This is a genomic window from Vibrio sp. L3-7 (assembly GCF_963898195.1).
Classification (GTDB): domain Bacteria; phylum Pseudomonadota; class Gammaproteobacteria; order Enterobacterales; family Vibrionaceae; genus Vibrio; species Vibrio echinoideorum.
In genome coordinates this window covers 1-1052 of record NZ_CAWQUW010000070.1, presented here as the reverse complement: position 1 = coordinate 1052, position 1052 = coordinate 1, and the positions used below count along the sequence as shown (strand labels likewise).

1 pseudogene is annotated in these 1052 nt (G+C 40.6%); it reads right to left on the bottom strand.

The annotated features are described in order from the left end of the window. Nucleotides 1–1012 (bottom strand): annotated as a pseudogene (locus AACW75_RS24280) (IS3 family transposase); the annotation flags it as partial. Between the last annotated feature and the right edge of the window lie 40 nt (nucleotides 1013–1052).

Sequence of the window (1052 nt, the reverse complement as noted above, 5' to 3'; positions counted from 1 at the left end):
GAGGGGCTTATGCCGCTACTTTTCAACTTATCTTGATAAACACCTGAGCAATACTGGAGACCACGATCAGAGTGATGGATACACGAACGATGATATTGACGTCCCTTAATAGCCATATCTAGCGCTTTTACAACATCCGTCGCCTTCATTTCGTTGCTTAGCTCGTAGCCCATAATTTTCCGACTAAACGCATCAGTTACCAATGAGAGATAGTGAACTCCTTCATCTGATTGGATATAGGTAATGTCACTTACTAACACACCCTCTGGATTGCATGGTTTGTAGTTCTTTAATAAGTTCGGATGTTTTTTCATCCAATGCTTACTGTTTGTCGTTTTTGTAAAACTACGTTTAGGTCTTACCAATAATCGTTCATCACGTAAGTAGTTGAAAAGAGCATCTCGACCTAGCTTGATGCCTTGTTCTTGCAACTTTGGCTTAAGTAAAAAGTAGAGTTTTCTAGTGCCAACCCGAGGCATATAACGTCTAATATCCAACACCATTTGTTTGATGGGTTTAAGTTCCAACTGGCGATGAACAGCTCGCTTTTCTCGTTGATAAACGCTTTGTCTCGATATCCCGCATAGCTTACATACTCGAACTAAACTTATTCCGTCCTGTTCTTGAAGACTTCTTGCTCCTTGGCGAGATACTTTTTTCTGAGGCTAGTTCCGTGTTCAGTATCAAGAATATCAACCACTCTATTTAAAAAGAGATTCTTTATTTTTTCGTCTTCCAGCTCTTTCTCAAGGCGCTTTATTTTCTGTGCTGGTGACTCTTTAGGCTTAATTGATTGGTGCATGGTATTCATCCTTGGAGTTTGCGCCCAATTCATCTTACCGTGCTTTCGAAGCCAAGTTAAAACAGTTGAACGGCCTTGAATACCATAAATGGTTTGGGCTTGTTTATATGTCATATCGCCTCTTTCTACAGCGGCGACGACCTGTAATTTAAAGCCTAGTGTGTAATCACGCTGAGTGCGCTTAACGTAGGTATTATTTGAAGTAGTCATAATTCGTCCTCAATGTGTAAACACATTTCAGGACGGGACA